This window comes from Klebsiella sp. WP8-S18-ESBL-06, from assembly GCF_014169755.1.
In the GTDB taxonomy this organism is placed as follows: domain Bacteria; phylum Pseudomonadota; class Gammaproteobacteria; order Enterobacterales; family Enterobacteriaceae; genus Kluyvera; species Kluyvera ascorbata_B.
In genome coordinates, this window is sequence record NZ_AP022256.1 from 633,670 (window position 1) to 654,010 (window position 20,341).

A 20,341-nucleotide genomic window follows, 5' to 3' on the forward strand; every position below is an offset into this window, starting at 1 on the left:
AATGTGCACCGTATTGCCTGATGGCGCTGCGCTTATCATGCCTACAAACTACAAACGGTGAACTATTCGATTCCAGGGAAATAGGGAGACCCTCATGCACCACGTCCTCATTACCGGTGCCACCGGCCTTGTTGGTGGGCACTTACTTAACTTACTTCGCCGGGCGTCGCAGGTTGAATCCATCGTCGCACCTACGCGCCATCCGCTGGAGGATGTCTTCGGCATCGATAATCCGCATCATCCGGATCTCAGCGCCGCGCTGGCGCAGATAGACTCACCGATCGATACCGTCTTTTGCTGTCTTGGCACGACGATACGCGACGCAGGTTCAAAAGCCGCGTTCACCCACGTTGACTACGATCTGGTGCTGGAGACCGCACAAACCGGTTTACGCTTGGGCGCAAAGCAAATGCTGGTGGTGAGCGCGATGGGGGCTAACGCCCATTCACCGTTTTTCTACAATCGCGTGAAGGGTGAAATGGAGTCGGCCTTAATTGAACAAGGCTGGCCGCGATTGACGATTGTGCGTCCTTCGATGCTGCTGGGCGAACGCCGCGCGCCGCGCTTAAACGAGCGCCTGCTGGCACCGTTGTTCAGCCTGCTACCGGGGAACTGGAAATCCATTGCTGCTCAGGATGTGGCGAAAGCGATGCTGAAAATGGCGAAGAATCCGGGGACATCACCGGTAACGATTCTGACGTCACGCCAGCTCAGAGAAACTGCCCGGCAGTGAACCTACCGGGCGAACGTACGGATTACTGAATGTAGGTAAATGCGGTGGTGACGCGCTTCACGCCGCTCACGCGGCTGGCGATGTCAGCCGCTGCTTTCCCTTCGCGGTCGGTCACCAGGCCCATCAGGAACACTTCTCCATTCTCGGTGGTGGCCTTCACGTTGGACGATTTGACCTGATCGCTGGTTAACAGCTGCGAACGTACTTTAGTGGTGATCCAGGTATCGGACGACGAGGTCCCCAGGCTAATCGGCTGGCCCTGGCGCACTTCGTTAAACACCTCGGTCGCGCCATCGACGCCCACCGCAATCTGCTTCGCCCGGGTGGCGAGGCTGAGGTCCGGCGCCTGGCCGGTCAGCAGGACTTTGCCCTGATAAGCCGTCACGTTAATGCGCGCTTCTTTTTTAATCTGCTCGTCTTTTGACAGAGCGCTGTTCACGCGAAGCTCCAGCGTGCTGTCATCGACCTGAGTCCCCACCGTTCGCGGGTCAGTTGCGGCTTTGGTCCCCACTGCAGCGGTGCCGACAACGGCGGCTGCAATGCATCCCTGGAGCAGCAGTGCGGAAATAAGGACCGCGAGGGTCGAAATTACCTTCATGTGTTCTCCTTAGTCGTCCTGGTGTGGGAAAAGGGTGTTATCAATTAAATCGCACAGGCAGTTAACCGTGAGCATGTGCATCTCCTGGATGCGCGCGCTGCGATGCGACGGGATGCGAATTTCCACATCCTGCTGGCCCAGCAGGCCCGCCAGCTCGCCGCCGTCGTAGCCGGTCAGGGCCACGATGGTCATATCGCGGGTCACCGCGGCTTCGACCGCTTTCACAATATCTCGACTGTTACCGCGCGTGGAAATCGCCAGCAGAACGTCCCCGGCGTGGCCCAGCGCGCGTACCTGCTTGGCATAAATTTCATCATGCAGACGATCGTTGGCGATTGCCGTTAAGACCACGTTATCAGTATTAAGTGCAATCGCGGGTAAACCGGGACGCTCGGTTTCATAACGGTTAATCATGCAGGCCGCAAAATGCTGTGCGTTGGCCGCGGATGAACCGTTACCACAACAGAGAATTTTGTTGCCGTTCAGCAGCGATTGTACCAGGGTCATCGCTGCTCGGGAGATAGCGTCCGGGAGCGCTTCCGCCGCCGCAATTTGGGTCTGGATGCTTTCAGTGAAGCACACTTTGATTCTTTCGAGCACGATATCCCTTTACATTCTATGAGCTAAAAGCGTTTTGAAACCATTCGATCTCATGGCCCGTGAAGGCTATCACATCGAAACGGCAATCCACAGTGTCAAAACTCCCATTGTGACGTGCAAGCCACAAGCGGGCAGTTTGTAACAGTTTGTTTTGTTTGCTCCGGGTCACGCTTGCGGCTGCGCCGCCGTAGGCACCGGAAGAACGATAACGGACTTCGACGAAAACCGTTACCGCTCCTTCACGCATAATCAGATCGATTTCGCCGCCGCGCTCATGCACGTTGGCGGCGATAAACACCAGTCCCTGGTGTTCCAGCCAGCGACGCGCGCGTTGTTCGGCGGCGTCGCCGGTCTGCCTGGCGGTCAGTTTGCCGGGACGACTTGCCCCTGTTGGTATTTGAGCCATGATAACTTCCTGTTAATCACGCAGTCCTGATTCGCGCTCAGATCGCCGGTGTTGCCGTTCAGTTCAAAGCCCGGTACACCGCGCATCTGAGAGAAATGATTCGCCAGCGCCCAGGCATCGACGCCCATTGCGTACAGGCGCGCCAGCGAGTAGTCGTTGTTGACCGCGCGTAGCGCCTGCTGCATCAGCGCCGGATTGCTGCCGGCCAGCATCGGGATTTCACTGTACTGCAAACCTTCCATTTCCAGACGGAAGTCCGGGCCCGCAGTGCCCTGTGCGCTGCGGGAACTGGCATACAAAAGCGCGCCGCTCTGGCTGCCGTTACGCATCGCAATCATTGGCTTGATAAAGGCGATTTCTTCCGGCGTTGCCACAATGTAGGCCGCATCAACTTTACTACTGCCGGTAATCTGCGCATCGGTTGGCGCTGCCGGAATCGTTAAGCCGCCGATGGTTACACCCTGCGCCTGAGAAGCGGCAACCGGCGTACCTGACAGCGAAATACCGGAACCGCCGTTGACGCCGCCGCGCAGCTCAGAGAGCGAACCAAATTTCTGCTGCAGCACGGTACCGCCGCCCAGCTTGTGCCATTCGTCGGCAAAGGCTTTGGTGACGCGATCGCCGAGGGCGTTACGCGGAATCAGCAGCAGCGGCGACTGTTTACCCTGGTCATGGATATGGCGCGCGGCATCGCGGGCCTCATCTTCTGGCGAAAGGGCAAAATAGCACACGTTGGCGCGGCTGGTGACCGACTCCGGCTGGTTAAGCGCCAGCACGTTCAGCGTGGTATTGCTTTTGAGCAGCTCATCAACGTTATTTTTTAACAGCGGGCCGACCACCAGGCTGACGCCGTCCTGCTGCGCCTGCGCCAGAATCTGGTTTAGCGGCTGGGATGAGGTGTCATAGATTTTCAGCTCCGCAGACGGATTGGCCGCTACGCTGGCGACCGGCTGCGGCGATGAGGGGGCAGTAGATGCTGGAACGGGGGCCGGATTAGTCTGCTCCGCGTCGGCTTGCGGCTGTGCGGCGGCTTCGACCGGGGCTGCGGCGGCAGGTGCCTGAACCGGTGCCTGAGTTTGCGGGCTGGTCAGATCGGTGACTTCCGCCTGTGACGGGCTGACGACCGCGGCGTTAGCCGCCTGGGCAACCTGCTGCGGGACAGCGCTTCCGGTGACCGGCGTCGTACCGTTTTTCGCCGCTTCAAAGCCTTGCTGGATGGTGCGGCCAAAGACCGACGCCTGGCCGCTCAGCGGCAGCAGCAGGGCAATTTTATTGACCGAAGCCGGTTTAAAATTCTGCACGTTAGCCAGCTGCGACGGCAGCACTTTCGCGCCCGGGTTTTGCGGGTAGCGGGTCTGCCAGTCTTTAATACCGGCCTTCAGCATGGTGGGATCGTTGCGATTGTCAAACCACATGCGCTGCAGGTCGAGCCAGCCCTGCAGGTCGTTTTCATCGGCATTGATCACCAGCGCGTTAGCCTGCGGTTGGGTCATTGAGGACAGCGTCTGCCAGGTTGCGTCGCTGTTTTGCTGTTTTTCCTGCTGTGACGCGAGCAACGGGGCCTGTGCAATCAGGGCGCGCAGCAGCGTGAGTGAGGGTTTTCCCTGTTCTGCCGAAATAGTGTCTTGCCAGAATCGCGCCTGTAATGCACTGTCGAAATCACTCGCCTTCAGCGGCTGCAGCAGCGCTTTTGCGCCCGCAAAATCCTTCAGCGCCAGCTTAATTTCGACGGCCAGCAGAGACTGCTCCTGACGCTGGGCAGCATTGAGTTCTTTAGGCAACTGATTGTACAGCTCCAGCGCCCGCTGGCTTTTGCCTTCTTTCAGCAGTGCACGAATGGCGAGTAATTGCCAGTTGGTCTTGCTATCATTCGAACTTTGCTGCATCTGCTGCAGGTAAAAGCCGGAATCAGCCTGCGACGCACCCTGAAGCTGGGTGGCACTCTGATCGGAAGCCTGCTGGGTTCCACAGCCTGCGAAAATCAGCGCAGCCAGGATAACCGGCAGACAACGCGCGGCTTTCATACGAGAAAATGTTGAGGGTACCATACTGTATCCAGTGATATTTTTTACGCAATGCTCAATATTAAATCGGCAATACGGACGAAACAATGAAACAACACGAATCGGCGGATAATTCTCAAGGCCAGCTCTTTATTGTACCTACTCCTATCGGAAATTTGGCTGATATTACCCAACGAGCGCTCGAAGTATTGCAAGCTGTTGATTTAATTGCGGCTGAAGACACCCGACACACAGGTTTATTGCTGCAACACTTCGCCATTAACGCCCGTTTGTTTGCGCTGCACGATCATAACGAGCAGCAAAAGGCCGAAACGCTGGTGGCAAAACTGAAAGAAGGGCAAAACATTGCGCTGGTGTCCGACGCGGGCACGCCGCTGATTAACGATCCTGGCTATCATCTGGTGCGTACCTGCCGCGAAGCGGGTATCCGGGTCGTGCCGCTGCCGGGCCCGTGCGCTGCGATCGCCGCGCTGAGCGCCGCCGGTCTGCCATCGGACCGTTTTTGCTATGAAGGTTTCCTGCCGGCCAAGTCAAAAGGCCGTCGCGACGCGCTGAAGGCGATTGAAGACGAGCCGCGCACGCTGATTTTTTATGAATCAACCCACCGTCTGCTCGATAGCCTGGAAGACATGGTGGCGGTGTGGGGCGAAGCGCGCTATGTGGTGCTGGCGCGTGAGCTGACCAAAACCTGGGAAACCATTCACGGCGCGCCGGTTGGCGAACTGCTGGCGTGGGTGAAAGAGGATGAAAATCGCCGCAAAGGTGAGATGGTGCTGATTGTTGAGGGCCATAAAGCTCAGGACGACGAACTGCCCGCCGATGCGCTGCGTACGCTGGCGCTGTTGCAGGCGGAGCTGCCGTTGAAGAAAGCGGCGGCGCTGGCGGCGGAGATCCACGGCGTGAAGAAGAATGCGTTGTATAAGTATGCGCTGGAGCAGCAGGGGGAGTAAGTAACCCCTGCTGCCGGTTTTGCCGGGTGGCGGTTGCGCTTTACCCGGCGACTCATTGGTGCAGGCCTTTAGTTAACGGGCACCGCCTCAAACACCAGCGTTTCCAGCGGCTGTAACGTAATTACCGTCGCGTTTTTATACTCAACGGGCACGGTTTTGTTACTGCCGTATACCGCTTTCAGCCTAAACTGCGCCGCGTCTCCTGTTGGTATTTCGAAATCTTTCGCTAAATCCAGATAGTAGGTTTGTGGCTTATCCGACGGGTTGCGCAAACCGAGAATGGCCTTGTCTTTGCTCCAGGAGGCCCAGCCGTACACGGCAAGCGCCGTCGGGTCGCCGCCAATCCAGTGGGTATCAACCAGCACGCTGGCGTTTTCCTTCGACCATTTTGCTGCCTTCGCCAGCGTATCCCACTTCACCTTGTTCAGCATGGACGGGGTAATATACAGCTCCTGCAGCTGGGTGCCGGTCGCGAAGTAGCTCCAGACCTGATCGGCAAAATCGCTGTCCGTTTGCACCTTCTCCAGCCCGTAATAGGCATTCGCGGCGCTGACTATCCCGTGGTACATCAGCGAGTTCAGCGGGAACAGTGGGCCTTTACGGACAATGGAGCGGTACGTCTCGGCATCGCGGTAGGTCATCCACTGCTGTACCGGCGTGCCAGGACCATACAGGTTGATGTCATCCCCCTGACGCCAGATTGAATCAGCGTAGAACAGCCAGGACGGGCTGGCGTCGGTGCCGGTGGTCAGGTTGATAAACAGATTCGGGTTTGCGCTACGCATATTGTGCAGCAGGGCGATTGACGCATCGAAATCTGAGGCGAACGAGCTGCCTTTGATATGTGAACTGGCGTTACCCATCCCGTCGAGCTTAAACGAGGTGATGTGCTCGTTTTTGATAAGCTTGATGATCTGCTCATTGAAGTTTTTAAAGTAGTTCGCTCCCGACAGCGCCAGCTTGCCGTCCACGGTTTCGAACCCATACTCTTTTGCATGCGAAACGCGAACATCGCGCGGTTTGTTGTAGCCGCCCCACGGAGAAAGCCATAGCCCAACGGAGCTGTGCAGGCTGTCGGCTTTCTCCCTGACTTTGCTAAAACCGTTGCTGAATGCCGGGCCAAATAGCCAGCGTCCGGTCAGATCGTCCCAGCCATCGTCCAACAAGAAAGCGTCTAAGGTCACGCCGCGGCCCGTAATGAACTCCTTGTTCCATTCGCCCATACGCCCCAGCACATCCTGTTCGGTGTAGGGAGTGAAAAAGCCGATATCCATCCAGCTGTTGTAGTGCAGATAAGGCTTGTAGGGCCGTGGACGTACGTCATTAATAAACTGGTTCACGCTGCGGCGCAGCTGACTGGTCTCCGGGAAAGTGCCGAACCAGGTGGTAAAACTGACCGGGGCCTCTGGTTGAATCGGCGTTTTCAGTTCTACGTTGAGATTGGTTGTGGCTTCATAGGCGTAGGTATTGACGATCGGTTTATCCGGCAGGATAAAGAACGAGTCGGCAACGATCGGTGAGCTATTGATTGCGCCATCTACGTAAGGAGCCTGAGACTGCTTTTTGGTTGGGAAGAAGGTGATTTTAGCCACGTCTCGCGGCTGCCCAACGGCGGCAATGGTGTAGCCGATGTTGGCGTATTTTCCCTTCACCAGGTTCAGCTTCACCGTGACGTTAAAATCCGGATGCGTAAAGTCGATGACAATCGCGTTGCCCTGTTTTTCAACGTGCTTGATTTTGAAATCCGCGGTGTGGATTTTGCTCTCATCCGGTAGCGTCAGAAAGAACAACTCCTGCGGCGTGAGCGGATGGTTAGCCCTGTTGTCCTTCACCACGACCGTTGAGTTGGTATCATCGAATGAGAGAGCAATATTGTCGTTATTGAGCGCGTAGTTTGCCGCCACTGCGCCATGAGAAACACAGAGAGCCAGCAGTGAGAGAGTGAGCACCTTTTTCATTGTGGGTAAGATCCTTATTTGTCATTTTTCAGCATTCGGTTAATGGCCTGCTCCAGCCAGTAGCGCTGGGTGCCAAAATTAATCCGCAGGTAGTTTTCGCCGTTTTGTACGTAGTGGCTGCCGTCTTCTATGACTACGCCCGCCTGCTGTGCGAAATGTTGGGTTAGCTGCGTTGCGCTATGGTCATCCGCGCTCACGTCTATCCACGCCAGATACGACGATTCCGGATTCATCATCTTCCACGCCGGGAAGTGGGTCGTAATGGCCTCCGCCAGATAACGGGCGTTGCCTTGCAGATAACCGTTCAGCGCGTCGAGCCATGGCAGACCCTGCTGATAGGCCAGAATAATTCCCCATACCCCGAACATATTGGGCGAGGTAATGGAGTTCTTCTCAAGCTGTTGGCGGAAGCGCTGGCGCAGCGAGTCGTTCGGAATCATGGAGTAGGAGGTTTTCAGCCCGCCCTGATTGAACGCCTTGTTGGGTGACGTGAGCACGATCAGGTTGTCCTGTGCGGCACAGCCAGAGGTGAGGCAACTGACGAATTTGCCATCCAGAATGTGCTCGGCGTGAACCTCATCGACCACCAGAATCGTACCGTAGCGTTGACAGAGATCGGACACCTGACGTATCTCTTCCGCGCGCCAGATCCTGCCGGACGGGTTATGCGGCGAGCAGAAGAACCACAGCGTTGGACGGTGGGTTTTGAGCTGTTCTTCTATCAGATTAAAATCAAGCTGATAGCGGTTGTCCTCCACGCGAAGCGGGTTAGCAAGTACTTGCACGCCCTGGCGCTGTGCCGCCATCGCAAAAGGATCGTAGACCGGCGTGTTCATCATCACGCTGTCACCCGGTTTGCAGAACGCCTGAACCGTGTAGTGCAACGTGGAGACGGTGCCGTAGGTTAGCGTGATCCACGACTTTTCTACCTCAACCTGATGACGTTTACGCTGGAAAGCGATAACCGCGTCGTAGAATTCATCAAAGCACCAGGTATAGCCAAAGGTGCCGTGCTCCACGATGCGCCGGAAGCCGTCAATCACCGCAGGCGGCGAGGTGAAATCCATATCGGCTATCCACAGGGGGATAAAGGACTGCGGGACGTCACCGAAACGTGAGCACACAAAGGCATGGTCCCATTTACGGCACTTATCACTTTGGCGCTCGATGATTTTGTCGAAATCAAACATCACTCCCCCTGTTAAATTAAGGCTTCAATGCCGGTTTTGACGCTCTGTACCTGCGGGCCGATGATCACCTGTACGCTGTGAGCATCAAGCACCACCACCGACAACGCGCCGGCCGCTTTCAGCGCCTGTTGATCGATAAGGCCCATATCTTTCACCACCAGACGCAAGCGGGTAATGCAGTTATCAAGCGACTCAATGTTCTCTTTACCGCCGAGCGCACGCAGGATAAGACCATGATCGTATTTTGATTTTCCACGCGCGCGGGTGTTAGCCTCGACGGCTTGCTGCGCCCCCTGAGCATCCACCTCGCGGCCCGGCGTTTTGATGTCGTGTTTGAGGATGTACCAGCGGAAGACAAAGAAGTAGATGGCAAACCAGGCAATACCGACCGGGAACAGCAGATACCATTTGGTCGACATTCCCTGCATCACGCCGAAAATCAGCAGATCCAGAATGCCGCCATCGGTATTGCCAATGGTCACCCCCAACAGGGCCATTACCATCAGCGCCAGGCCAGACATGACGATATGGAAGGCGTAAAGCGCGGGGGCGATAAACAGGAACAGGAACTCAATCGGCTCTGAAATACCGGTGACGACGGAAACCAGCACGCCGGAAAGCAGCAACCCCTTAATGACTGGCCGATTTTCCGGACGCGCGGTGCGGTAGATGGCGTAAGCCACAGCGGGCAAACCGAAGATAAAGGTCGGCATAAACCCTTGTGACAGAAACGCGGTAACGTGCGGGCTAAACGGCAGGCCGGCTTTAAGCTCTGCGTAGAAGATATTCAGCGCCCCGGCGACCTCATGGCCATTCACCATTTCAATGCCGCCTGCTGGGGTAAAACGCACCATCGCCAGCAGGATGTGGTGCAGACCAAAAGGTTTCAGCAGCAGCACGCCCACGCCGTAGAGGAAGGGGCCGAAAACGCTGGTGCTCTGGATGATATGCCCAATACCCGCGATACCCAGCGCGACGTATTCCCACAGAAGAGGAATGAACAGACCCACCAGCGACAGGGTAAGAGCGGTCATAATCGGCACAAAACGAATGCCGCTAAAGAACGCGAAGGCGTCGTGCAGAACCGTGTCCTGAAAACGTTCGTGCAGAAAATAGGTGATAACCCCAACCACGATGCCGCCCAGTACACCCATCTCCAGGGTTTGAATGCCCAGCACGATCGATTGTCCCACCTGTTTCATGGTGGCGGGGTCGGCAAGCTGGTGGGTAGCCGTCAGGTAATAGTTAATGCTCATATTCATCAGCATGTAGCCAACGAACCCGGCAAAGGCGGCGACCGCCTTGTTGCGGTTGGCAAGCCCCATGGGGATCGCCATGGCAAACATCAGCGGCAGATAGGTAAATGCAAAGCCACCGACCATGGCGATAAAGCCAAAGGTCAACTGCGTAAATTCGCCGCCCAGAAAGGGAAAACTCGTAATGGTGGAAGGGCTGGTCACTGAACTACCGATACCCAGCAGCAATCCCATAAAGGCAAGAAGTGAAACCGGGAACATAAAGGTTTTTCCCAGACTTTGGAAAAACTCCCATGATTTTGACTTAAAAGATTTTTTCTGTGTCATGTAGGGACCCTCGGATTTTTAGGATAATGGAAGGCGCTACCCGGTTTAAGGGCGCGCCTTCATATTTGCGAGGCTTATAGTTATTTTGAGATATTGCTGTAATACGCTGTAAGATCAGGCCTCCGCCGGTAGCCGTAACCGATTCGCTGAGCCGCAGACGGCGATTTTGCTTCTGACCACTTCTTTCATGGCGTCCATGCCAACCCGCATGTAAAAGCGCGGGTCATTGCCCTGCGGATTTTCAGCAAACCAGGCTTTGACGGCGTCAGAGAAGGCGATCTTCAACTCGGTTGCGACGTTGACTTTGCAGATGCCCAGCTCGATGGTGCGGCGAACATATTCATCCGGCACATCACTTGCGCCATGCAGCACCAGCGGCACCGTCACCACTTCCCGGATTTCTGCCAGCCGCTGGAAGTCGATTTTTGGTCGTTTGGTATAGAGGCCATGTGCCGTGCCGATAGCCACGGCAAGGCTGTCAACACCGGTCAACTCAACAAAGCGTTTCGCCTCCTGCGGGTCGGTGAGAAAGGCGCTTTCCGCGTCGACGCTCATGTCGTCTTCTACCCCGCCCAGACGGCCCAGTTCGGCCTCAACGCTGCAATCGTTGAGGTGGCAGAAGTCAACCACCGATTTCACCAGCTTCACGTTTTGTTCAAACGGATAGTGGCTGCCATCGATCATCGCGCTGCGTACACCGGCATGAACCTTACGGCGAATGTCATCCAACGATTCGTGATGATCGAGATGCAGCGCCAGCGGCATGTCGTAAGTGAGCGAATACGCGCTGCACAGGGCGTAGATCTCTTCCAGGGCAATGTGTTTGAACGTGCCGGGAGTCCCCGCGAGGATCACGGGCGAGCGCATTTCGCTGCACACCTCGAGGATCGCCTGGATCGTTTCGGCGTTGTGGATGTTAAACGCCGGCACGGCGTAGCCGTTGGCCTGCGCATCCTGCAGAAGGTATTTCGTTGAGATAATGCTCATATGGAGATCCTCTTAAGCCTGCCACGGATGAATAATCACGCCTTGCACAACACGATTGACCGTGCCGCTGGCAGAGGGGGTATCTGGGGTATTGCCAACACGAATTGACTGAGTCAGCGCAAAGATCTGGGCGTACATCAGGAAGCAGAACGCCTGTTCCATGTCGATAAACGAACGGGAAGGAGGCAGCAGAATATGCGGGCCAGCTTCGATGATGGCATCCGTTTCCGCGGCAATCGCGACCACGCGCATTGCCTGACGATCGCGGCGCAGTTCCGCCAGCAGATCCAGGTCGTACTGGCGCGTGTAAGAGTGGCTGGAGATGAACACCACGATAAGCGTTTCGTTATCGACCAGCGATTTTGGTCCGTGGCGGAAACCGGTTGGCGAGTCGTAGAAGGCCGCCAGTTTGCCGGCGGTTAGCTCCAGCACCTTCAGCGCAGACTCACGCGCGATACCTTGTAATCCGCCGCTGCCCAGATAGACGACGCGTTTCCAGGCGCCGTCGCCAAAGACACCCAGGCTAAAATCACCGAGTGAGTCGAGGATCGCCTGGCTGCGATCGGCCACGTCCCGGAAGGTCTGGCTGTTAATGATCTCCGGCGCGAATACCGCCAGACAGCTTGCCATCATGGTGGTGATGCTGCTGGTCATGGCAAAGCCGCGATCGTGCGTTTCGGCCGGCATCAGCAGGGCGAAAGCGTTATCGCTGTCGACCAGATTTTGGTACAGGCTGCCCGCTTCGTTACAGGTAATTGACAGGTGGTAGCACTCAGGAACGAACTGGTTGGCCAGCTCAACGGCAGCCACGCTCTCCGGGCTGTTGCCCGAGCGGGCAAATGAAACCAGCAGCAGCGGATGTGCCGGGTTCAGATAGTCCATTGGATTGGTGACGAGATCGGTGGTGGGTACGGCGCTGATATTTTTCCCCGTCTGGTGGCAAAGCCAGGGGGCAATCGTCTCGCCGATAAAGGCCGACGTTCCGGCGCCCGTCAGGACGATCCGCAGGTTTGGTTTGCGCAGCAGCGGCGCAAGAAAACCGTCGATCGCCGAGCGGTTTGCATCAATATTTTTGAGTGAGCGGATCCAGCTAGCGGGCTGTTGGCGGATCTCTTTTTCGGTCCAGGTGCCGGTGGTCGCGGCAGCGGGGGTATAGGTTTCTGGCATAACGTAGGTCCTTAGTCTTGTTAATTCCACATCAGACGCTGGCAAAAGCTGTTATCTTTCGTTTTGTTTCACTTGTTAACTTTAGCGGTTGATTAAAATCTATATAAAAGAAATCGAAAGGTCAATGGCGTGCGTCGAAATAAAACGAAAACTGTGATCGCAAAATGAAAGATGTATTTATATATTTGATATATAACGATTAATATAGATTTTCGCTAAATGGCGCTGTTACTGATGGAAAGGAAAAGAAAGGCCTTGCGCGGATAAAGCGAAGGCCTGGCAGGAAAAAACGAAAGGATTAATGGGTATAAGGCTGGCCCTGGATCCAGAGATGCTGCAGATGCAGGCCGCCGTCGAGCGCAATGATGTTGGCGCGCTTGCCTGGTTTGAGCGACCCCAACTGACTATCGATACCGAGCAGGCGAGCCGGATGCAGCGAAGCCATGTGGATCGCGTCTTCCGCCGTCATTCCCGCGAGTTCGACCATATGACGTACGGCAGCGTCAACCGACAGGGTACTTCCGGCCAGGCCACCCGAGGCGGTGCGAACGATCCCGCCGCGCATGTCGACCTGTTCGCCGCAGAGCGTGTAGCGGCCGTCGGGCATTCCGGCCGCCTGCATGGCATCGGTAATCAGCACAATTCTCTCTTTTGCACAGATGCCGCAGAGCCGCATCGCCGCCGGATGGACATGATGGCCGTCGGCGATGAGCTCAAGCCATGCGCGCGGATCGGTGAGACCCGCGCCCACCATTCCCGGTTCGCGATGATGCAGCCCGGTCATGCCGTTGTAGCAGTGCACTAACCCGTCCGCCCCTGCGTCAAACGCGGCGCGGGTTTGCGCCCAGGTTGCCGCGCTATGCCCTAACATAACCCGCACGCCCTGCTGTTTGAGATGCTGGATAGCCCGCAGCGCACCGGGTTTTTCCGGCGCTAACGCCACCACGCGAAGGGTATGTTGGGATACGGCTATCAACGTATCCAGTTCATCCGCGTCCAGCTCGCGAAATAGCTCGGGGGGATGGGCGCCTTTGTTCTGTGGCGTAAAGTAAGGCCCTTCCAGATAGCTCCCCAGTACCTGGGCGCCCGGCCCGCCTGAATGATAGCGCTCGGCAATGCGCGCCAGCGTCCGGTGAATCGACGCCAGCGGCGCAGTCACCGTCGTGGGCAGCCAGGCGGCGACGCCCTCTTGCGCCTTATGGTGGGCGAGTTTATCCAGCGTACCTGGCGCATCGTCCATCACATCAACGCCCGCGCCGCCGTGAACGTGAACATCGATATACGCGGGGCAAAGCAGCTCAGCATCACGCCAGACAATACCCGCCGGTATCGGTTCTATTGCGGCGATCGTGCCCGCTTCAATACGCAACTGACAATCATCCTGCCAACCGTACTCCGTTAACAGGCGGCGAGCGCGGAGAATTTGCGTCATATGCCTTCCTCTACGGGGGACGCCTCGCGACAGCGTCCCAGCTCGTCGACCAGGCTGGTTAAGCCGCGATGCCCGCACTCCAGCGCCTGTAGTCGGAAGGCCTCGCCGCTTAATCCAACGCGGTCCAGCACCATTTCCAGCAGCAGTTGGAGGTTGGTGCCGGCGATCACTTCGCGCCCGGCCTTTTGCATTGCCAGGGTTGATGCCACGCGAAATGGCGTGCCGCCGAGCAGGTCGGTCAGAAACACGATATCTTCTTCAGCATCCAGCGTAGCCACCGCCTGTTCCAGCTGTTCGGTAAGCCGCGCGGTGGTTGAGGTTTCCGGAAAATCAATCGCGATAAACTGCGTTTGCTCACCGAGGATCTGCCGCATGGCTTTTTCCATTCCGCTGGCGAAGCCGCCGTGACCGGTCAAAATAATACCTAACATCGAGGACCTCTTTTGCTTTACAGGAAGTGGCAGAATTTACCGACGACGCCCAGCACCACGGTGATGGCGATCAGGCGCAGCGGACTCCAGCCGCGGCGTACCAGCCAGAACATCGTCAGGGTGTAGACCAGCGGTAAAAAGGCGGGCATGAGCTTGTCGATAACGTCGGCCTGCAGTTTGACGACCGCATCGCCGGCTTTAATTTCGAGCGTGGTGTTCAGGCGAACGTAGGTTGCCACCAGTGCACCAATCACCGTCATCCCGACGATAGAGGCGGCGTGGCCGACTTTTTTGGTGTTGGCCTTGATAAGCGGAATCGCCGCCACGCCCATTCGGTAGGCATAGTGAGCCAGGCCGAAGCGCAGGCCGAGATGCACCACGTTAAACAGCACGATAAACACCACGGCGCCAAGAATGGATCCCTGTAACGCGAGGCTGGCGCCAATCCCGCCGCAAATAGGCAGCAGCGTTAACCAGAACATGGCATCGCCAATCCCGCCCAGCGGCGCGCCGACGGCAATTTTGGTGCTTTGAATACTGTTAACGTCCTGTTTGGAGCGCTCCATCGCCAGAATGATGCCGATGACAAAGGTCACCAGGAAAGGGTGGGTGTTGAAGAATCCCATGTGGCCTTTCATGGCTCTCGCCAGATCGCGCTTGTTGGTATGAATTTTTTTCAGCGCAGGCAGCAGACCGTAAAGCCAGCCGGAGGCCTGCATACGTTCATAGTTAAAGGACGCCTGTAGCAGCATGGAACGCCAGGCGATGCGGTTGATATCTTTTTTGGTCAGCTCAGCGCCAATGGTTTGATCTTCATAAATGTTTTCGTTTACGCCGGTCAGCAGCGTTTCTTCATTCTCGGAAACATTCGGCAGAGTCTGTTGATTAGATGCCATCTTCGAATTCCTCTTTCTGTGCCGCAGGTTGGGTCGGTTCAGGGGATTTACGCAGCAGGTCAATCAGCGCCATCGCCAGCGCCGCAGCGGCGATAGCCAGCACGGGAAGCTTGAGCCAGGCCGCGGCAACGAAACCGATAATGAAGTACGGAATGTAGACGTTTTTCATCATGATTTTCAGCAGGACGGCAAAGCCGATGGCTGGCATGATGCCGCCCGCGACGCCCAGACCGTCAATCAGGCGTTCCGGCAGCACGTCAATGGCGGTTTTGGCGTGTTCAGCCCCGAAGTAAATCGGTAAAAAAGCGCACAGGAAGTAGAACGTGCCTAACGCCAGCAGCGCCAGATAGTTAACCCGTTCAATACCGTCGGTGTCGGCGTTTGCCGCCATACGGTCGCAGCGAGACATCACGCCGGACATGACCGAGAACAGGAAAGTAATCCCCATCTGTACCGCTACGGCGAACGGTACCGCGACCCCGACGGCGACGTCAGGTTTCACGCCGGTAGTGATGGCGAATGTGGTACCGACGATGGTGCCGATAATCACGTTTGGCGGCTGAGCGCCCGCCAGCGGGGCCAGGCCCATCCACACCAACTCCAGCGTACCGCCGGTTAAAATACCGGTATGCAGATCGCCGAGGATCAGGCCGACCAGCGGCCCAAGCACCACCGGGCGGTGCATGTGGGTTAAGCCGTTGAACATATCCAGACCCGCAATAAAGGCAAGAATGCCTAATGCAAAAGCCTGCAACAGACTAATTTCCATTGTGAATCCCTCAAAGTAGTTTAAAGAGATCCAAAGCAGGTTCTGTGGGCACGCCCTGAACGAAACATTCCACGCCGGCAGCCTTCAGGCCGTTGAACGCGTGGACATCGTTGGCATCGACAGAAACCGTTTTGGCAATTTGTGTTTTTCCTTCGGCGTAGTGCATGTTGCCTACGTTGATGCGCGTGATGGGGACACCGCCCTCAACCAGCGTAAGGAAATCTCCCGGCGTTCTGCACACCAGTAAAATTTTCTGCCGGTCGGCGGCGCGGTGGATGTTGTCGATCGTTTTTTGCAGCGACCAGAAGCGCACGGCGATCCCTTCAGCCAGCACCATTTCCATCAGGTTCTGTTGAACGGTGTCTTCTGCGACTTCATCGTTGGCGACCAGCACCAGATTTGCCCCCGCAAATCCTACCCACTGCACGCCAACCTGGCCGTGGATCAGGCGTTCATCTATGCGGCTTAATACAATATTTGGCATCGCGTTTTCCTCTTTGTTGTTATCCGTTATGGGGGGTAACGCCCTGACAGGCGGCATGGTACTGCTGCAGTATGTCCTGAATGTGGCTGATGATGAGTTCTCGCGGCGTTGCGTTGAGATCTCCCTCGCGGACTTTGACGTACTGCAACGGTAAATACTGGCTGATGAGCGGTAGCGGAATAGGTTCGTCCGCCAGATTGCGCACCAGCCGCGCGAAGGCATCATCAATTTGCCCATCAGGCCAGTAGTAGCGCACGCGGTCGGAATAGCTATAGCCGCGCGCCAGTCGCCGCGCGTTGCCGTCACCGTGATAATGGCTCTGCCAGTATTCCGGGCGATCGAGCATGACGCTCTCCAGAACGTTACGCAGGCCAGAACAGGCTTTAGCGGGCAGCAGTTCTTCTTCGATCGCCGCCAGTGAAAACAGCGCTTCGCGCAGGGCGAAGGTCAGCGCCGGACCCACTTTCAGGATGGCGAAGTGATCGACCACCAGCTGGCGCAGCGATTGTGGCGTCTGGTAATCGGTGGAATGCGCCTCGAACACCAGCGTGTCATAGGCTTCCACCATCTTGCTCAGCGCGACGGCTTTTTGCGGCTGATAATCAATGATATGGGTATGATCGAATTCGACGCCGGGCTGTACAACCAGCGCAATAATGCGTGGCCACACGGCGTTCAGCCCCTGCTTTTCAAACGCGTGGCGATGGGCTTCCAGCGTGGCCCGTGCTGCTTCAGGCGTGGTGACCGCCAGTTCGGTTAAGGTTTCATGGGCACCGCCGGGTACCGGCACCTCGGTCCCGATCACGTAGACCAGATCCGATTCGCCAAACAGCGCGGCGTGGGTTTCTTCGGCGATTTTTGCCAGACGCGCGGCGCGTTCGGCGACGATCTCGTCGGTGAGTGGAACCGGATCGCCCTGACAGGACATGCTGCAATCGAGGTGGATCTTTTTAAATCCAGCGGACACATAGCTTTTGATCAGATCGTCAGCGTGAGCCATCGCGATCTCTGCTGGCAGATTCTGCCAACGGTTGGGACCGAGATGATCGCCGCCGAGGATCAGCTGCGTTTGGGGAAAATGCAGCGCGTCGGCCAGCCCGCAGACAAAGCCGCGAAAATCGGCTGGCGTCATGCCGGTGTAGCCGCCAAACTGGTCAACCTGGTTTGAGGTTGCTTCGATCAGCAGCGGCGCCTGGTTGGCGTGGGCGTAGCGTATGGCAGATTCCAGTACCAGTGGATGCGCGGAACAAACGGCATAAATCCCGTTTGCCTTCCCCCGTTTATGCTGTTCCACCATGTTAGTCAGATGTTTCACTTTCCTCTCCAGGTCAGATGATGGTGACATCGTTCTTTCGTTTTGTTTCATTTGATACTGCATCATGGTGTGTTAAAAATAAAACGAAAGATAATAGTTTTCCGATCTGTTTCACAAAAGAAACATAATGAAAGGTTTGTGCCCGGTATTGCGGCCATTCTTTCGGCTTTTTAAGGCTTGCATTCCGATAAAAGAAAGGCGTTAATAAGCCAAACGAAATGAAACGAAAGAAATTGATCAAAGGATTACTTATGAGCAACACCGACTCTTCTGCGGATAAGCGGGTGCCTGGAACCAGCGAAAGGCGTGAGCAGATCATCCAGCGGTTGCGACAGCAGGGAAGCGTGCAGGTCAACGATCTTTCCGTGCTGTTTGGCGTTTCGACCGTGACGATCCGCAACGATCTGGCCTTTCTTGAAAAGCAGGGTATTGCCGTGCGGGCCTACGGCGGTGCGCTGATTTGCGACGGTAATACGCCGGGCGCAGAACCCTCCGTTGAAGATAAAAGTTCGCTGAATACGGCGGTGAAACGGCGTATCGCCAGGGCCGCCGTTGAGTTTATTAAGCCGGGGCATCGGGTGATTCTGGATTCGGGCACTACAACCTATGAAATCGCGCGGCTGATGCGTCATCACAGCGATGTGATTGCTATGACTAACGGTATGAATGTCGCCAATGCGTTGCTGGAAGCAGAAGGCGTTGAGCTGTTGATGACCGGTGGGCATCTGCGCCGCCAATCGCAGTCGTTCTATGGCGATCAGGCTGAGCAATCGCTGCAAAACTACCACTTTGACATGCTGTTTCTCGGCGTTGATGCTATCGATCTGGAGCGTGGAATCAGCACGCATAATGAAGATGAAGCGCGGCTGAACCGGCGCATGAGCGAAGTGGCTGAGAAGATCATCGTGGTGACCGACTCCAGCAAATTTAATCGCTCAAGCCTGCATAAGATTATTGATATGCAGCGTGTGGATATGATCATCGTGGATGAGGGGATCCCGCAGGAGAGCCTCGACGGATTACGTAAGAGCGGTATCGACGTGATTCTGGTGGCGCTGTCGGAATAAAAAAGGGGCGCCCTGGCGTAATGCTGGTCCGTTAAGGCGTTGAAGTCAGGGCAGGAACGGTAGGCCGGATGTCGCTTTGCTTATCCGGCCTACGTATTTTCGATTGGCCGTCTGCCGTCAGGTTACCGGCGCCGGGTTGAACACCGCCAGCTGGTTGTGCAGCCCCCATTGATCCGAGAAGGTTTTTTTACGCCCGCTGGCCACATCGAGAATAAAGTGGAATAGCTTCGTCCCCACCTCTTCAATGGTCTCTTCGCCGGTGGCGATGGTGCCCGCGTTAATATCCATTAGGTCATACCAGCGGTTCGCCAGCGCGGTGCGGGTGGCCATCTTGATGACCGGTACCGCAACCAGGCCGTACGGCGTACCGCGCCCGGTAGTAAACACCTGTACGGTGATGCCGGAAGCAACCTGTTGAGTGCCGCAAACGAAATCGCTGGCCGGCGTCGCGGCGTAAATCAGGCCGCGCTTGGTCGGACGTTGGCCCGGTGACAGCACTTCGACGATGGCGCTTTTGCCAGACTTGGCGATTGAGCCCAGCGCTTTTTCCACTACGTTGGCAAGGCCGCCTTTCTTGTTGCCTGGAGATGGGTTGGCGCTGCGATCGGTTTGCCCCATGTTGAGGTAGTTATCATACCAGGCCATCTCTTCAAGCAGACGTTTGCCCACCTCTTCATTCACCGCGCGTGGTGTTAACAGATGGATGGCATCGCGCACTTCGGTGACTTCAGAGAACATAACCGTGGCGCCGCAGCGCACTAGCAGATCGGAAGCGTAGCCGACCGCCGGGTTGGCGGTCACGCCGGAGAACGCATCGCTGCCGCCGCACTGCATGCCAACCACCAGCTCGGAAGCTGGGCAGGTTTCGCGCTGACGTTGGTTGAGCTTTTGCAGGTGGCGTTCGGCAACCTGTAAGATATCGTCGACCATCGATTGAAAGCCGACGTGCTGCTCATCCTGCAGGCGCACGATGCTGGCGCTGTCGACCGCGATGCTTTGTACATCCTCCGTGCCTTCGAGCAGGCGTTCTGGCTGTAGCTTTTCACAGCCCAGTCCCACGACCATCACTTCACCGCCAAAGTTGGGGTTTAGCGCGAGGTTATGGATGGTGCGAATGGGGACCACCGCCGCCGGCGCGTTAATTGCCACGCCGCAGCCGTACAGGTGGTTCAGACCAACCACGCCATCGACGTTGGGGTATTTTGCCAGCAGATCGCGCTCAATGATTTTCACCACATAGTCCACCACGCCCGCTACGCAGTGCACGCTGGTGGTAATGCCCAGCAGGTTTTTGGTGCCGACGCTGCCGTCGGCGTTGCGATAACCTTCGAAGGTATAGCCTTCGAGCGGCGGCAGCGGCTCCGGGACTTTGGTCGCCAGCGGCAAGGTGTTGAGCGGCGGCGCTTCCGGTAGCACAACCGTAGATTCGTCAATCCAGCTACCTTTAGCAATATCGCGCACCGCGTAACCGATGACTTCGCCGTAGCGGATGATTTCACCGTTCTGAGGAATATCCACCAGCGCGACTTTATGCCCCTGGGGAATATGTTCAATTAATTCCAGACCGTCAGGAAAACGCGTTCCTGCTTTTAATCCGTTATCGTTAACAACGATCGCGACATTATCTGTTTCATGTACTTTTATATAAAAAGCCGTCGGCGATTCTTGTCTGATTTCAATGTTAGCCATTGTCCAGCATTCTCCAGCCAGGGGGTAAAAGAATTAGGGTTATTTATGGTTTGTTTCTGGTA

At 56.4% G+C, this 20,341-nt stretch carries 19 protein-coding genes; 3 read left to right on the plus strand and 16 right to left on the minus strand.

The genetic code is table 11. The features are described from left to right. The first annotated feature begins 94 nt into the window (after positions 1 to 94). Positions 95 to 733 carry an NAD(P)H-binding protein gene (locus H7R76_RS03080; protein ID WP_182966929.1) on the plus strand — a complete coding sequence of 213 codons (639 nt, stop codon included), beginning with the start codon at positions 95 to 97 and terminating at the stop codon, positions 731 to 733. 22 nt (positions 734 to 755) lie between these two features. Here H7R76_RS03080 and dolP read toward each other — a convergent pair whose 3' ends face one another. From dolP to H7R76_RS03100, 4 genes are read right to left on the minus strand one after another with little or no spacing between them, the layout of a single operon-like run. Further along, entirely contained in the window at positions 756 to 1,331 is a 576-nt protein-coding gene (gene dolP / locus H7R76_RS03085) for a division/outer membrane stress-associated lipid-binding lipoprotein (protein WP_106927175.1), read from the minus strand. A 9-nt stretch (positions 1,332 to 1,340) separates the two neighbouring features. Beyond that, complete coding sequence (gene diaA, locus H7R76_RS03090; RefSeq protein WP_064542037.1) at positions 1,341 to 1,931, minus strand: DnaA initiator-associating protein DiaA; 591 nt, start codon at positions 1,929 to 1,931, stop codon at positions 1,341 to 1,343. Positions 1,932 to 1,947: 16 nt separating this feature from the next. After that, entirely contained in the window at positions 1,948 to 2,337 is a 390-nt protein-coding gene (locus tag H7R76_RS03095) for a YraN family protein (protein WP_106927174.1), read from the minus strand. Then, positions 2,295 to 4,385 carry a penicillin-binding protein activator gene (locus H7R76_RS03100; protein ID WP_182966930.1) on the minus strand — a complete coding sequence of 697 codons (2,091 nt, stop codon included), beginning with the start codon at positions 4,383 to 4,385 and terminating at the stop codon, positions 2,295 to 2,297. Before H7R76_RS03100 ends, H7R76_RS03095 begins: the two co-directional genes overlap by 43 nt. A gap of 62 nt (positions 4,386 to 4,447) precedes the next feature. Between H7R76_RS03100 and rsmI the strand changes: the two genes are divergently transcribed. After that, positions 4,448 to 5,311, plus strand: a complete 864-nt coding sequence (gene rsmI, locus H7R76_RS03105; RefSeq protein WP_106927170.1) for a 16S rRNA (cytidine(1402)-2'-O)-methyltransferase — start codon at positions 4,448 to 4,450, stop codon at positions 5,309 to 5,311. 68 nt (positions 5,312 to 5,379) lie between these two features. Here the strand turns inward: rsmI and H7R76_RS03110 are convergent, their stop codons facing one another. The 11 genes from H7R76_RS03110 to kbaZ form a co-directional block, all read right to left on the minus strand. Beyond that, a complete protein-coding gene (locus H7R76_RS03110; RefSeq protein WP_182966933.1) occupies positions 5,380 to 7,269 on the minus strand; it encodes an alpha-galactosidase in 1,890 nt (629 codons plus the stop codon). Positions 7,270 to 7,283: 14 nt separating this feature from the next. Beyond that, positions 7,284 to 8,459, minus strand: coding sequence for a MalY/PatB family protein (locus H7R76_RS03115; protein WP_182966935.1), 1,176 nt, complete (start codon positions 8,457 to 8,459; stop codon positions 7,284 to 7,286). Between the two features lie 11 nt (positions 8,460 to 8,470). Beyond that, complete coding sequence (gene malX / locus H7R76_RS03120) at positions 8,471 to 10,042, minus strand: maltose/glucose-specific PTS transporter subunit IIBC (RefSeq protein ID WP_106927164.1); 1,572 nt, start codon at positions 10,040 to 10,042, stop codon at positions 8,471 to 8,473. Positions 10,043 to 10,156: 114 nt separating this feature from the next. Further along, a complete protein-coding gene (kbaY, locus tag H7R76_RS03125) occupies positions 10,157 to 11,029 on the minus strand; it encodes a tagatose-bisphosphate aldolase subunit KbaY (protein ID WP_106927162.1) in 873 nt (290 codons plus the stop codon). 12 nt (positions 11,030 to 11,041) lie between these two features. After that, a complete protein-coding gene (locus H7R76_RS03130; RefSeq protein ID WP_106927160.1) occupies positions 11,042 to 12,196 on the minus strand; it encodes an AgaS family sugar isomerase in 1,155 nt (384 codons plus the stop codon). A gap of 298 nt (positions 12,197 to 12,494) precedes the next feature. Beyond that, the gene (gene nagA / locus H7R76_RS03135) at positions 12,495 to 13,628 is read right to left on the minus strand and encodes an N-acetylglucosamine-6-phosphate deacetylase (RefSeq protein WP_182966937.1); all 1,134 of its coding nucleotides are present in this window, start codon (positions 13,626 to 13,628) and stop codon (positions 12,495 to 12,497) included. Beyond that, positions 13,625 to 14,059 (minus strand): PTS galactosamine/N-acetylgalactosamine transporter subunit IIA, encoded by a 435-nt coding sequence (gene agaF, locus H7R76_RS03140; protein ID WP_182966939.1) that lies wholly within the window; start codon positions 14,057 to 14,059, stop codon positions 13,625 to 13,627. Before agaF ends, nagA begins: the two co-directional genes overlap by 4 nt. Positions 14,060 to 14,076: 17 nt before the next feature. Then, entirely contained in the window at positions 14,077 to 14,955 is an 879-nt protein-coding gene (gene agaE, locus H7R76_RS03145) for a PTS N-acetylgalactosamine transporter subunit IID (RefSeq protein WP_182966941.1), read from the minus strand. Next, on the minus strand, positions 14,945 to 15,724 hold the full coding sequence (gene agaW, locus H7R76_RS03150) for a PTS N-acetylgalactosamine transporter subunit IIC (protein WP_106927154.1): 780 nt from the start codon (positions 15,722 to 15,724) through the stop codon (positions 14,945 to 14,947). Before agaW ends, agaE begins: the two co-directional genes overlap by 11 nt. Before the next feature lie 10 nt (positions 15,725 to 15,734). Beyond that, positions 15,735 to 16,208, minus strand: coding sequence for a PTS N-acetylgalactosamine transporter subunit IIB (gene agaV, locus H7R76_RS03155; protein WP_106927152.1), 474 nt, complete (start codon positions 16,206 to 16,208; stop codon positions 15,735 to 15,737). Positions 16,209 to 16,227: 19 nt separating this feature from the next. Then, on the minus strand, positions 16,228 to 17,505 hold the full coding sequence (gene kbaZ, locus H7R76_RS03160) for a tagatose-bisphosphate aldolase subunit KbaZ (protein WP_286187644.1): 1,278 nt from the start codon (positions 17,503 to 17,505) through the stop codon (positions 16,228 to 16,230). 269 nt (positions 17,506 to 17,774) lie between these two features. Here kbaZ and H7R76_RS03165 point away from each other — a divergent pair, with 269 nt between their 5' ends. Beyond that, the gene (locus tag H7R76_RS03165) at positions 17,775 to 18,590 is read left to right on the plus strand and encodes a DeoR family transcriptional regulator (protein WP_106927148.1); all 816 of its coding nucleotides are present in this window, start codon (positions 17,775 to 17,777) and stop codon (positions 18,588 to 18,590) included. Between the two features lie 117 nt (positions 18,591 to 18,707). Here the strand turns inward: H7R76_RS03165 and garD are convergent, their stop codons facing one another. Continuing rightward, a complete protein-coding gene (gene garD, locus H7R76_RS03170; RefSeq protein WP_106927146.1) occupies positions 18,708 to 20,279 on the minus strand; it encodes a galactarate dehydratase in 1,572 nt (523 codons plus the stop codon). Positions 20,280 to 20,341 lie beyond the last annotated feature (62 nt).